General features: G+C 45.0%; 11 protein-coding genes and 1 riboswitch. Of the genes, 6 read left to right on the top strand and 5 right to left on the bottom strand.

The features are described from left to right. The first annotated feature begins 258 nt into the window (after positions 1–258). A complete protein-coding gene (locus PGW99_RS02525; protein ID WP_273778538.1) occupies positions 259–1587 on the top strand; it encodes a Na+/H+ antiporter NhaC family protein in 1329 nt (442 codons plus the stop codon). 76 nt (positions 1588–1663) lie between these two features. Here PGW99_RS02525 and PGW99_RS02520 read toward each other — a convergent pair whose 3' ends face one another. From PGW99_RS02520 to PGW99_RS02510, 3 genes are all read right to left on the bottom strand, one after another. Then, positions 1664–2659: a DUF2804 domain-containing protein gene (locus tag PGW99_RS02520; RefSeq protein ID WP_273778537.1), complete on the bottom strand. Its 996-nt coding sequence runs from the start codon at positions 2657–2659 to the stop codon at positions 1664–1666. Positions 2660–2888: 229 nt separating this feature from the next. Then, positions 2889–4118, bottom strand: a complete 1230-nt coding sequence (trpB, locus tag PGW99_RS02515) for a tryptophan synthase subunit beta (protein WP_273778536.1) — start codon at positions 4116–4118, stop codon at positions 2889–2891. Next, positions 4102–4758, bottom strand: a complete 657-nt coding sequence (locus tag PGW99_RS02510; RefSeq protein WP_273778534.1) for a phosphoribosylanthranilate isomerase — start codon at positions 4756–4758, stop codon at positions 4102–4104. Before PGW99_RS02510 ends, trpB begins: the two co-directional genes overlap by 17 nt. Positions 4759–4891: 133 nt before the next feature. Then, a riboswitch (cobalamin riboswitch) is annotated at positions 4892–5101 on the top strand. A 37-nt stretch (positions 5102–5138) separates the two neighbouring features. On the opposite strand from PGW99_RS02510, the gene PGW99_RS02505 reads away from it, so the two are divergent. The 5 genes from PGW99_RS02505 (at position 5139) to PGW99_RS02485 (ending at position 11532) form a co-directional block, all read left to right on the top strand. Next, on the top strand, positions 5139–6971 hold the full coding sequence (locus tag PGW99_RS02505) for a TonB-dependent receptor plug domain-containing protein (RefSeq protein ID WP_273778533.1): 1833 nt from the start codon (positions 5139–5141) through the stop codon (positions 6969–6971). A 96-nt stretch (positions 6972–7067) separates the two neighbouring features. Beyond that, positions 7068–7646: a cob(I)yrinic acid a,c-diamide adenosyltransferase gene (locus tag PGW99_RS02500; RefSeq protein ID WP_273778532.1), complete on the top strand. Its 579-nt coding sequence runs from the start codon at positions 7068–7070 to the stop codon at positions 7644–7646. A gap of 39 nt (positions 7647–7685) precedes the next feature. Then, positions 7686–8399, top strand: coding sequence for a glycerophosphodiester phosphodiesterase (locus PGW99_RS02495; protein ID WP_273778531.1), 714 nt, complete (start codon positions 7686–7688; stop codon positions 8397–8399). A gap of 398 nt (positions 8400–8797) precedes the next feature. Next, complete coding sequence (locus PGW99_RS02490; RefSeq protein ID WP_273778530.1) at positions 8798–9964, top strand: acyl-CoA desaturase; 1167 nt, start codon at positions 8798–8800, stop codon at positions 9962–9964. A gap of 125 nt (positions 9965–10089) precedes the next feature. Continuing rightward, positions 10090–11532: a protein adenylyltransferase SelO gene (locus PGW99_RS02485; protein WP_273778529.1), complete on the top strand. Its 1443-nt coding sequence runs from the start codon at positions 10090–10092 to the stop codon at positions 11530–11532. A gap of 4 nt (positions 11533–11536) precedes the next feature. On the opposite strand, the gene PGW99_RS02480 is transcribed toward PGW99_RS02485, so the two are convergent. Both PGW99_RS02480 and baeS read right to left on the bottom strand, forming a co-directional pair. Continuing rightward, the gene (locus tag PGW99_RS02480; protein ID WP_273779407.1) at positions 11537–12226 is read right to left on the bottom strand and encodes a response regulator; all 690 of its coding nucleotides are present in this window, start codon (positions 12224–12226) and stop codon (positions 11537–11539) included. Further along, complete coding sequence (gene baeS, locus PGW99_RS02475; protein WP_273778528.1) at positions 12226–13887, bottom strand: sensor histidine kinase efflux regulator BaeS; 1662 nt, start codon at positions 13885–13887, stop codon at positions 12226–12228. Before baeS ends, PGW99_RS02480 begins: the two co-directional genes overlap by 1 nt. Between the last annotated feature and the right edge of the window lie 38 nt (positions 13888–13925).

The raw sequence follows: 13925 nt of genomic DNA, 5'->3' as shown, positions 1-13925 counted from the left end.
ACAGCGCCATAAAAGCCACAATAGGTCTTGATATTTGCAGAACAACCCGTGTGCTACATTTATCTATATTTTATTTTTTTTCTCAATGATCAAAGCTTCCTAATTTTCAGTTTTTTAAAAATCATCAATATTAAGATTCACTTATTTTAAACAAGAAAAATTACTGTAAAAAAATAGAGTTAGCTCTTACATTTTTACTTTTCGGATATTGCAAAAGCTGTTTTATACTAGCGGTTTTCGTATGTATTTCCTGTTTTTATGACCACTTCTTCCTTGGGCAAAGTGCAAGCTCGCGCGCTCGCACTGTTGCCCCTTCTTGTTTTTCTGGCCATCTTTTTAGGCAGCGGCATCTATCACTCCCTGATTGGAACCGAATTCGCTTTTTATCAGATCAAAGCGCCTGTCGCCGCTTTACCCGCTCTGATTTTGGCGGTGCTGTTGTATCGAGACAAACTGAATACAGCGATTGATGAATTCATTGCGGGGGCGAGCCACCCCAACCTGATTTTGATGTTTATGGTGTTTATGCTCGCCGGTGCATTCGCAAGTGTCTCGAGCACGATTGGCAGCGTCGATGCCACCGTACAACTGGGTTTATCGATTATTCCGCCTTCGTTTGTGCTGCCTATGCTGTTTATCATTTCAGCTTTTATTGCCACTGCGATGGGCACCTCAATGGGAACCATTGCCGCATGTGCTCCGATTGCCTTTGGTTTTGCACAAGCAACTGATATTGAAGCAATTTATGCCATTGGTGCTGTGGTCGGTGGTGCGATGTTTGGCGATAACCTGTCGATGATTTCTGATACCACCATTGCGGCAACACGCAGTCAAGGTGTCGAATTACGTGACAAGTTCAGGGTCAATGTCTGGATCGCACTTCCAGCAGCTCTAGTTACCCTAATGATCTATATTCTGATCAGCCATGATTCACAGGCATTGGCTTATAAAGAATATAACCTATGGCTCATCCTGCCTTATCTGGCGGTGTTCTTTCTGGCCTTTAGCCGTTTGCACGTCCTTGTGATTTTGAGTATTGGCATTGTGATCTCGGGTTTGATTGGACTTTTTGCCAATCCAACATTTGATCTACTGAAACTCAATAATGCCATTTATGATGGTTTTGTCGGCATGTTTGAAGTTGCCTTGCTTTCGATGTTTCTCGGAGGCTTATCTGCCCTGATGCAAAAAGAAGGAGGCTTGCAATGGCTGATTGAGCGCATTTATGCCTTTACGCAGCTGTTCAAAGTGGGCCGTGAACGTGCGGGTGAATTGGGCGTGAGTTTTCTAGTGATTTTTTCCAACCTGTTTGTGGCCAACAACACGGTTGCGATTATTCTATCGGGCGATATGGCGCGTGAAGTTGCGAAAGAATATGGTCTGGACCCAAAACGGGTGGCCGCTCTACTGGATACCTTTTCCTGCGTGGTACAAGGTTTGATTCCGTACGGTGCACAGTTATTGCTGGCCTGTTCCATTGCAAAAATGTCGCCAGTCGAACTGATTGGCAATGTTTATTATTGTTGGGTTCTGGCGGTTTTCACCCTGATCGCAATTGTTTTCCGCTACCCACGATTAAAAAACTAACCGATTAAACACTAAAAGCCATCATTAAGATGGCTTTTTTTTAGTTATGCGCCAGCAAAATTATTTCAGCTCAGCCTTACCATTTCGCATAATGCTGCTCGAGCAGGCCATACTCGTTTAAACATATAATTTCTGGCTGCCCTTCACACTGAATGGTACCGGAAATCTTAGCCTGCCACTGACTGAACTGGCTACCCACCAGGCGCAGATTAATATTTTCATAACGCCGCCAACTGGTTTGCACACTCAAATTCAACCTGTTATCCAATGAACGAATGGTCCAGAACTGTTCATCCTGATTTTCAAACAGGACATCCTGTAGAGGGTAAAGTACGCCATTCACCCATAAACAGTTTTCGTTGCCAAAACTCTCATTCACACCAGAGGCCAAATTAATCCCGACACGGTTATTCTGGACATCCCAAAAATTACAGGATAGCCAGAACCAAGCCGTTTCTGGTCTTAAAAAACCACAGGTATCATCCAGAGAAGCCAGACTCCGCTCATGAAATTGGATCACTTCGCGCTGCCGATTCACAAAAAAACCTTCAACGGCCAAGGTGGTCAGTTTTTGGGTATAAGTCCAGCCATTAATTCCGGTTGGACTACATAAACTGAGCGGCTCGGTTCCCGCACAAAAAATTCGCGCACTGAGCTTGATTTCACCATATTTAGTCACCCGGATATAGCGCACGCCATGTGCATGCTGAATATCAATCTGAAAAGGTGACTTATAAAAAAAACTCTGGTTAAGCAGTGGCTGCTCATCCAACTGGGTTTTACGGCCAAAGGGCTGTATCGCATTCCATTCAGAGGCATGCTGCGTCATATGATCATAAATATAGACAAAGGCATGCGCTGCCCAGCCCATATCAACGATCGCAATCCCCATAGAATAATGTTCATGCTGAATACTGCAAAATTTGTATTTTTTGTATTTTAGTCGTCTGCGCCACCCAGTAACGATGTCGCCATAAGGCGTTCGATAGATATATTTATTGAGATCAATACTGGCAGGCAATTTATCAAAACGCCCGTATCGCGGTTGTCCATTCGATTGAATTAAATCCATTAACCAGTTCCGTCTAGAGCCAACAAGCCGATTTAGCTCACTGTTTTATTATGCCTCGCGATTCTTGAACGAATAGCAATTTTATGTATTGTTTAGATCCCTACAATGATAAAAGGTGCGGAAACACGCTCATCATTTTTCAATGCTTGTCTCATCCAGTTTCGAGAAAATTAAAATTGCAAACATCTGGCTAACAAGCAGCCAGATGTTTTGTTTATTTACAGCAGAATTACATATCGACGATTGGGATACCGTCAAGACGTGCCATGGTCATCAAGTCCTTATCCCCACGTCCTGAAACGGTCGCAATGATAATTTGGTCTTTCGACATGGTTGGGGCAAGCTTGGTCACATACGCCATGGCATGTGAACTTTCTAATGCTGGAATGATGCCTTCGATTTGCGTTAAGTCACGGAAACCTTGTAATGCTTCCTGGTCATTAATTGGCACATATTCCACGCGGTGCATATCTTTCAGGAAGCTATGTTCTGGACCTACACCCGGATAATCCAGACCAGCTGAAATACTGTGGGTTTCGATAATCTGGCCTTGTGCATCCGACATCAGGTACGTACGGTTACCATGCAATACGCCGACATGACCCGCATTCAATGGTGCAGAGTGTTTACCGGTTTCGATCCCCAAACCTGCGGCTTCGACCCCATACATTTTCACGTCGTAGTCATTCAGGAATGGATAGAATAAACCAATCGCATTGGAACCTCCGCCCACACAAGCGACCAATGCATCTGGTAAACGTCCTGCCTGCTCTAGAATCTGCTGACGTGCCTCACGACCAATCACCGACTGGAAGTCACGTACCAGCATTGGATAAGGGTGTGGACCTGCAACCGTACCAATAATGTAGTAAGTGCTGTCGACGTTGGTGACCCAGTCACGCATCGCTTCATTGAGTGCATCTTTCAGGGTTTTCGAACCGCTTTCAACTGGAACGACTTTGGCACCGAGCAAACGCATACGATACACATTCATGGCCTGACGTTTCACGTCTTCAGCACCCATGTAGACCACACATTCCAGTCCCAAACGCGCAGCAATAGTTGCAGTTGCAACACCATGCTGGCCTGCACCGGTTTCAGCGATAATGCGTTTTTTACCAGAAAGCTTGGCCAATAAAGCCTGACCAATCGTGTTATTGATTTTATGTGAACCGGTATGATTCAGGTCTTCACGTTTTAAATAAATTTGTGCCCCACCCAACTCGCGTGACCATCGTTCAGCATAATAAAGTGGACTTGGACGTCCAACGTAATATTTTAGATCTCGGTCGAATTCTGCCAGAAACTGTTCGTCATTCTTCATACGGTTATAAAGATTTTCTAAATCTTCCAATGCCGCCATCAGCGTTTCTGACACAAAACGTCCACCATGGATACCAAAATGCCCTTTGGCATCTGGATACTGGGTGTAATCAATCACGTTATTTTGCTGATCCACGTTGGACTCCTTGCATAAATCGTTCAATGAGTTGTTGGTCTTTAATACCTTTTGCGGACTCGACGCCTCCGCTCACATCCACGGCAAAGGCTTGCGTGGTGTGTATAGCCTCTTCAATATTCTCTGGCTTTAAACCGCCGGCCAAAATCAGAGGAATTTCTAATTTAGGGAACGCGGACCAGTCAAAGCTATGCCCGGTCCCCCCTTTCAATTCCGGATGCCAAGCATCTAATAAAACGGCACTTGCACCCGCTGTTTGATAACGCTGAATTTCAGCCACCACATCCAGATCTGGTTTCACCTGAATCGCTTTATACCACCGTCTTTGACATTGTGCTGCAATCGCTTGGCATTGTTCTGGAGTTTCATCGCCGTGTAATTGCAAAACATCCAAAGGTACTTTCTGTAATATCTGCTGAATCTCTGCTGCACTGGCATTCACAAATAAACCGACCAGCTGCACATACGGTGGAAGCACATCAGCCAATTGTTGAGCTTGCTCAATACTTACATTTCTTGGGCTTGGTAGGAAAAATACCAAACCAATAGCATCTGCACCCGCAGCAACAGCAGACTGAATATCTTGAGGACGAGTAATACCACAAATTTTGGCACGCGTTCGCATGGAATATAAACTCATGTCATGCCTGATTCATAGCCGATCTATAAATCATGGAGGCGAATCATTGTAATGCAAATTTTTTGGTTTGCGTTAAACTTCACTTTTAAATATCCCATCTATACATTGTTTAAACGAGCCCTTACCCTTATACTGCGCGCGTTTTGCAACAAGTCAGAACTGATCCAGTTCTAGGGAAGTTGGTGAAAAGCCAACACTGCCCCCGCAACGGTAATAATGAAACGTCTGTCATCTTAAGTTTTATAACTTAACACCACTGCACATTGGTGTGGGAAGGTGGATAGACAAATATCCGCTGATATTACATTAGAGTCCGGAGACCTGCTTGTTGTGTTCTTTTTCTCAATCATTCACGGGGTGTGAATGTTATGGAGCAAAAAATGTCTATCTCTCTACAGCCTACAGCACTTGTGGGCGCTATTGCTATGGCAATGGGTTTTTCGTCTAGTGTTTCTGCACAGTCCATTACAGATCAAAATACGGTAAATGCTTCTTTAGAAACACTGGTTGTTACCGCGACACGTTCTGAAGAAAAAATTAAGAATGTGCCGGTGCGAATTTCCGTTATTGATGAAAAGATGCTAGAGCAATCTCCAATTGTTGATCTACCTCATTTACTATCGAAAGAAGCTGGTTTAACCGTCCATCAAACTGGAGGATATGGCCAAACAGCATCTGTATTCATTCGTGGAGCTGGTGCTTCACATACCTTATTTTTACATGATGGCATGCGTTCCAATATCGCTACTGTTGCAAGCACCAATATTCCATTATTTGACTTAACAGACATTAAACAAATTGAAATATTAAAAGGTCCTGCATCGGTACAATACGGCACTGATGCAATTGGGGGGGTCATTCAACTCATCTCCAAAACACCAACAGAGAATAAAGTTTTCACGACTCTTGAAGCTGGCGAACGTAATACATATAAATCAATTTTAGGTGTCGATGGAGCTGAAGATGGTTTTTACGCTCAAATCCGCAGTCAACGTTTTGAAACCGATGGTGACCAAATCATCGCCGGTGATGAACGTAAAGCAGGCTTCGACCAAAAAGGTTATGCTGCAAAAGTTGGCGTAGAAAAGGAAACTTATGGTCTTTCTGCTGAAATTAAAGAAAATAAAGGAACTGGTGATTATTTTTCTTATGGTGCACCAGAAGCCTACGACTTTATGAATCGCCTATACAACATTCAAGGCCGTTTAAACTTTAACGACAACCTCACTTGGAATACTCGTCTTTCACAATTCGAAGACCAATATAATGTTGTTAAAAGTTTATATCCGTCAATTTTAGATACTGAACAACAAGAAATTGATTCCAATCTAAAATGGCAACTTAATCCAAACCAAAATATTTTATTTGGTGCACAATTTAATAAAACTGAAGCTAAAAATATCAAAAATTTTAACAGTGATAATGAAACTGTAGGTTATTACTTGCAACATCAGTTTAAAAATGACTTGTTCTCAACTCAAACAGGTATTCGTTTAGAAGAGAATCAGCAGTTCGGTACCCATACCGTTGGTCAAATCGCTGCACGTTACTTTGCCACCCCAAAGACGAGCATTTACACAAATATTGGTACAGCATTCAGAGCGCCTGTTGTTGGTCAAATTATTACTGAACCAGCATGGTGGGGAGGAAATCCAGACCTTAAACCTGAAAAAAGTGTTTCTTATGAATTAGGCTTTGATCATTCCTTTGGTTACGGTCTTCAATTTTATGGTTCTGTTTATCAAACTAAAATTGATAATCTAATGGTTTCTGATTCATCTACAGGATGGAAATATTATAATCTTGATAAAGCAACTTTCACGGGCTCTGAGCTTGGTTTGAAGTGGAAACAAGATAACTTGTTTGCAAATGCAGAATATGCATATATTCAGCCAAAGGATGATGAAACAGATCAAGATGCCCCTAACCGTCCGCGTCAAAATCTCACTTTATCTGCTGGTTGGGATAATGGGATCTACGGTCTCACGACTTCTTTAGTAGCAAAAGGTTCTGCTAAAGATGCTCACGATGTCCCAGGATATGCCACTATCGATATGAACGCTTATTGGCAAATCAACCCACATATCAAAGTATTTTCTAATATCAGAAACTTAGGTGACACTACATATAAAACAGCTTGGAACAACCAAGTTAACTCCTACTATATAGCAAGTGGTCGTCTTGCCTCTGCGGGTGTCACTTTCCGCTACTAAGCCAACAAACTCCAATTCAATTTAAAAACAGCGCATTTTGTGGATAATGACACTCCAGCATTATCCACTTTTTTGTTTTAACTTTCAGGAAACATCATGGGCCACCGTTTAAGTAAAATTTATACCCGCACAGGCGACTCAGGAACGACCGGTCTTGGCGACGGTTCACGTGTACCGAAGGATGATCTACGTGTTGCAGCATTAGGAGATGTTGATGAGCTGAACGCTTGTATTGGCATTTTACGTTCGCAGATTGCGGTCGGCATGATCGAAGATAAAGCTGCTTGGGATAAATCGCTCAGCCTGATCCAGCATTGGTTATTTGACCTCGGTGGTGAAGTTTGTATTCCAAACTACACCATGCTACAAACAACCTGTATCGATTTTCTAGAACAGCAAATTGACCAGATGAATGATGCTCTACCCATGCTGAAGGAATTTATTTTGCCGGCCGGTACACTGGTCTGCAGTTATGCCCATCAGGCCCGTGCGGTCTGTCGTCGTGCCGAACGTAGCCTGATGTCGGTGCATCACCGTGATCAAAATATCCAGCCCACTGCGTTACAGCTTTTAAATCGCCTCTCAGATTGGTTGTTTGTTGCTTCGCGCACCTTGCAACGAGCAGAAGGTGGACAAGAAGTTTTATGGCAAAAGAACATTAATGACACAATTTAAGCGTAAAATATAAGTTAGCGCTTTTATGTATTGATCCTTATGCGAATTATTGGTCATCGTGGTGCCCGAGGTGAGGCACCGGAAAACACCTTAGGTGGCTTTCAATATCTACGCGACCTCGGTGTCCGTGCCGTTGAATTTGATGTTCGACAGCTTAAAGACCGTTGTCTGACGGTCATCCACGATGATAATTTTCTACGCACCACGGGCCTGAACTATTCGCTGTATGATTGTAATGAGGCCGATTTGGAACATTATGATCACCGTAACGATTGGGCACACTGGCCACACAAAGAAACCACGCCTAAACTGACCCAAGTGCTGAATTTGCTCAATGACTTCGAACATATTGAGGTTGAGATCAAAGAAGTGCCATCGATGCACGAGGCCGAGCAACTGACAGAAACCCTGCAATGGCAGCTCAAAGGTCTGGAAGATCGGGTGATCATCACCAGTTTTGATGAAAAAATTCTGCAGGCGCTACAACAAAGCCGTAGCCCTTTTAAACGTGGGCTCTTGGTTGAAACTGATCTCAAAGCCAAAGCGATTGAACACGCGCATCAGCTCGACTGCCAACATATTGGCTGGATGGATGAGTTGGCTAGTCCTGAAATGATTCAACTGTCGCATCTGGCACAGCTCAACATCAGTGTCTGGACCGTCAATAATGTCGACCGGGCCAAGGCTCTTCGGGATGCAGGGGTACAAGGACTGATTACTGATATTCCTAAAGTGATGCAGCAACATCTCTAAGTTTGCTTGCTTTTAAATACATCACCTTGACTTGTGATGGAGAATTGGTCACTCGCTCCCTAATGATCTGCCAACCGCCGCCCCACAAAATTTTGCGCTACCAACTCTGGCTCGGCATTTATGCAAAAAAGATCGTTGAATAATTTTTTTGTCGCAAAACTGTATAAATTTTCCACTATCGTTAATCAAGAGAAATCCCCTAATAAATTTCGGGAATTCCCATTAAACCTAGGTCGAATACCGATACTGTTTAATACAATACAACTGTACAATAATGCTAGTGAATATTTGTTCACCCATGCTAATATGCCGCACTCATAGCTATAACACGCTTCAATGCTTTAGCTGTGTAGTTTTGTTTTACACCTTGACTAAGGTCATTAGGAGCGCTGTTGGAGATGAATCCTCCCTTACCCAAAGCCCCAATTAACTGGATTGCGATTTTTGCACTGGTATTCTTGCCGATTGTTGCCATCATTACGATTCCACTGTATGCCTATTATCACGATTTTAGTGCTGCTGCCTGGATCAGCCTGTTTATTCTGTTGGGTGTCAGCAGTCTGAGCATCACAGCCGGTTATCACCGCCTTTGGGCACACCGTGCTTATGAAGCGGCTTTACCGTTAAAAATCATCCTGATGCTAGGCGGTACCTTTGCCGTACAAAACAGCATTCTGTTCTGGGCATCCGGTCACCGTACCCATCACCGTCATGTGGATGATATTGATCAAGATCCGTATTCAATCAACCGGGGGTTCTGGTATGCGCATCTCGGCTGGATGCTACGTGACTACCCTGCGGCGGAACCGAATTTTAAAAATGCACCAGATCTGTTAAACGACAAGCTGGTCATGTTCCAACACAAATATTATGTACCGCTGGTAATTCTGGTTCATGTCGCTATTCTGGGTACCATCGGTTGGGCAACCGGAGATATGTGGGGGGTTGTACTTTTAGGTGGTTTACTCCGTCTGATTGTGAGTCATCACGTGACTTTCTTCATTAACTCGTTGTGTCATATGTGGGGCAAGCGTCCTTATACCGATGAAAACACCGCACGTGACAACTTCTGGTTAGCGATTGCCACCTGGGGTGAGGGTTATCATAACTATCACCATATTTTCCAATACGATTATCGTAATGGTGTCAAATGGTGGCAATATGATCCAACGAAATGGCTGATCTGGAGCTGCTCAAAAGTCGGTCTGGCCAAAAATCTACGCCGTATTCCGAGCTTTAATATCAAAAAAGCGGAACTGGCGATGAAATTTAAATATGCCGAACAAGATCTGGCAATTTATGGTCATGATGTCAACTCTGACATGCAAGTGATGAAACAACGGATCGCACAGGAATATGAAGCTTTTACCCACACCTTAAATGACTGGGCAAAGCTCAAAGAGCAGGAATTACAAGCCAAAAAAGTTTCAATGGCGGAAAAAATCCATCAGATGGATCATAAGCTCAAAGCTGAATTCCAGCAGGTTGAACAGCGTCTGGGTCATCATCGTGAGTCGCTTGACAGCTTAATGCGCAGCGTCAAAAAGAACGCCGTCTCAGATTAAATGATCTTTTTGAGAAAGCCCCAGCCTTGGGGCTTTTCTTTTACCGTTCCACGACCTAAAGCCAGTGAAGTCCACACATCGGGTTTGTTATAGTAAGTCATCCAAAGTCAGCTGATCATTTACTCATGCAGTTTTATGCGCGTTACCCGAGTCTTCATCCAAAACTCTACCACCAGCAGCCCCCTAACCCGCTAAAGTCTCCTGTCGCAGGGCACTTTAATGTTGCATTGGCTGATGAATTACAGTGGACTGAACAAGAAAAAGCACAGTGGGTGAAAATTTGTAGCGGACAGCAAACCTTTGCCGAATTCCCCGCACTGGCCATGGTTTATGCGGGTCATCAGTTTGGCCAGTGGGCCGGACAACTCGGAGATGGCCGAGGCCTGCTCATCGCTCAGGTACTTAACCGACAGGGACAGGTGATTGATTTACACCTTAAAGGTGCGGGCATGACGCCTTATTCACGCATGGGCGATGGCCGTGCAGTGTTACGTTCCGTGATTCGTGAATATCTGGCTGGACATGCCTTAAATGCACTCGGTGTACCGTCGAGTCATGCCGTAGGTTTTACCAGTTCGCATCAGGGGGTGCAGCGTGAGACCTTGGAACGCGGTGCCATGTTGCTACGTACTTCCGACTGTCATATCCGTTTGGGACATTTTGAATGGATCAACCAATATGCACCCGAACTACTGCAGGAATTTACCGAGAAATGCATGGAGTGGCATTATCCGGAATGCTTGCAGGCTGAGCGGCCTCTTTTAGCCTTTGCCACGCAAGTCATCCAACGCACGGCGATCATGATTGCCCAGTGGCAACTCGTCGGCTTCGCACATGGAGTGATGAATACCGATAACCTGAACATCACCGGTTCTACCCTGGATTTTGGCCCATACGGCTTTATGGAACGCTTTCGTCCGAACTGGATCAACAACCATTCCGACTATCAGGGTCGTTATACTTACCAGAATCAGCCGAGTGTCGGGCACTGGAACTTGTGGGTCTGGCTGAATAATCTCGTGCCGCTGGCCGCTGAAGCTGAAAAAGACCAGTTCAAGGCAGACCTGGCTGAATGCCTGGAACAGTATGAAACCACCTTTTTGGCTCATTACCGTCGTGGCCTGTGTGCCAAAATGGGTTTGCCTGACTTTCATCAAGACAGTTTTGATTGTGCTTTGGCTTTTTTACGGATTTTGCAAAGCGAGCAACTCGATTACACGCAAAGCTTTATCCGATTACAAAACCAGGACTATAACGCGCTTCGTGATGACTGTCTGGACATCCGCCAATTCGACAGTTTCCTACAGCAGTATCAGCAGATTCGTGAGCATCAGGATGTGGATGAACTCAATGCGGCCATGCGGCAGGTCAATCCACGTTATATCTTGCGTAACCACATGGCACAACGTGCCATTGAGCTGGCAGAACAGGATGATTTCTCCGAGGTGGATCGGCTGTTTAAATTACTAAACCAGCCTTTTTTACATCAGCCTGAATTAGAGCAGCCACAAGACTTGGCTCCTTTACCAAGTGATGTCCCGGAAATTCAGGTCAGCTGCTCGTCCTAAGGGGTTAGTGCTCTTCCGGGTAATCAAAACGGTAGCCCACGCCATACACCGCCTGAATCCACTCATGGCGGTTACCGGTGTCGGCAACTTCAGTAATCTTGCGACGCAGGTTTTTGATATGGCTATCGATGACACGATCGGCCACATCAAAACTGTCCGGATTAATATGATCTAGGAGCTGGGCACGGGAATAGACCTGCCCCACATGCTCTAAAAAAAGTTCCAACAAACGGAACTCGGTCGGCGTCAAGCTCAGCGGTTTTTGCTGATACCAGATCCGCTGTTGCGCTTTATCGATACGGAACAAATCATTTTGCTCCGGCTCCACTTTACGTTCCAAACGACGCAATACGGCCTGCACCCGAGCCACCAGCTCCTTCGGGCTAAACGGCTTACAGACATAGTCATCCGCCCCCATATTCAGACCCAGCACCCGGTCAATTTCTTCAGTACGTGCGGTGACCATAATGATTGGGATATCTGACTGTTCACGCACCTTACGGCAAATCGTTAAGCCATCCATACGAGGCACCATCAGATCCAGAATCATCAGCTGAGGTTTACGGGTTAGGAAACTGTTATAGGCCTCTTGTCCGTCATGAAATACACTGACTTCAAAACCTGCCGCCTGTAAATAATCACGGACCAAATGCGCCAGCTCGACCTCATCTTCTACCAACATCACATGTTTCATCATTTCAGATCCTTATCTTGATTTTTTTGGGAAAAAGTCAGTTTGCAACGCAGTCCACCGAGCGGAGAATGTGCAAAACTCAACTCACCGCCCAAAGCTTCTGCAATCTTGCGCGAGAGCGCCAAGCCCAGACCGGTACCGCCAGTACTGCGTGTGCGTGAATCATCCACCCGATAGAAACGCTCACCTAAACGTGCCAACTGAGCATCATCCAGACCAAACGGACTGTCATCGACATATAAGCTCCAGCTTTCTGCCAACTGTTCGGTATGGATATGAATCTTGCCACCGGCTTGTGTGTAACGAATACTGTTTTCCAGCAAGTTCACCAAAATCTGTTTAAAGCGGTCAATATCCAACTGTAACGTAGTGCCATGGCCTTGTAACTCAATACTCAACTGCGCCTGGATCAATTTCGGCTTAAAGTTTTCCACTTCCTGCAGCACCACTTCCCACGGATCGACTTGAGAAAAATAGCATTTCAGTTGCTGAACATCGGCTTGTGCCAGATCAGCCAGATCCATCGTCAGTTTTTTCAAACTGCTGACCTGACGCAGCATGGCCTCAAGATGATCAGGCGTCGCCTGTCGAATGCCATCCTGCATCGCCTCAATTTGTGCCTGCAATACACTGAGTGGGGTTTTTAATTCATGCGAAGTATCGGCTACCCATTGTCGACGCGACTGTTCATGCTGGTACAACATACTGGCCAACTGGTTAATCTGATTGGACAAATCTCCTAATTCATCATTACGCTGAATCTGAACCTGATGCTGAAAATGTCCTTTAGTCAATTCACGAGTCGCTTGTAACAGACGTAATATCGGCTGCTTGAATGAGGTTGCCAGAAGTAATGCCACCACCAGGCTCGCCAGTACCGCAAATGCATATACGAATAGCAAATAACGCTTCTGATTACTGAAGAAGTTGATACTCAAGGCATCCTGCTGATTCAGTACCGGCTTTAAGCCCAAATACCCAACAACTTTGCCCTTTACCTCAATCGGGCGGTAAGCCACAGGCTCATTCGATGGTTCACCCACCACAAACTGGCGCTTAGCATCATACAACGACAAACGTGAGCTCAAGCCCAAACGGTCAGGAATCGGAATAAAGCGTTTTTTCCCATTCGTGCTGCTGGTTTCCTGTTGTGCCGCATTGATTTTTTTACCTTCAGTACGAAACAAATCATTGGCGCTGAGTGGAAAAACCAGTCCTTCAAAAGGCTGATATTCTGAGGGTAGATTTTGTGCCATCAGGCGTAATTCTTCGGCATCCAGCAACGGCGCAGCATTCGTACTATTCGGTGTAGCCTGCAGCAAAGTATGCTGGCTAAAATAGTTTTGCTGCCAAGCGATATCATACTGACGGCGTAACCACCAACGTGACAGGCGGTCATAATCATCCGGTGCAGCATCTCCTTCGATTTGCAGAATTTGGGCCTGAATGGCATTGCCCCAATCCTCATAAACCCCATACACACCCGCCAGATTCGCAATCAGGTGATCTAGTTTCTGCATTTCCACATCTGCCACATACTGGGCAAAGTTACGCTGCATGGTCCAGTGCAAAATCCCCAAGCTGACCGTGGTAATCACCACCGTGGTCAACAAGACACTGAGAAACAGACGCAACGCAATGGGAATACGAAGAATTTTCAAAATTTCACGCTCATAGGAATGGCTTCATCATTGTAACC

The organism is Acinetobacter sp. GSS19 (assembly GCF_028621895.1).
Lineage (GTDB): Bacteria > Pseudomonadota > Gammaproteobacteria > Pseudomonadales > Moraxellaceae > Acinetobacter.
The sequence above is the reverse complement of the archived record's forward strand: the minus strand, read 5'-3'. Positions and strand labels throughout refer to the sequence as shown.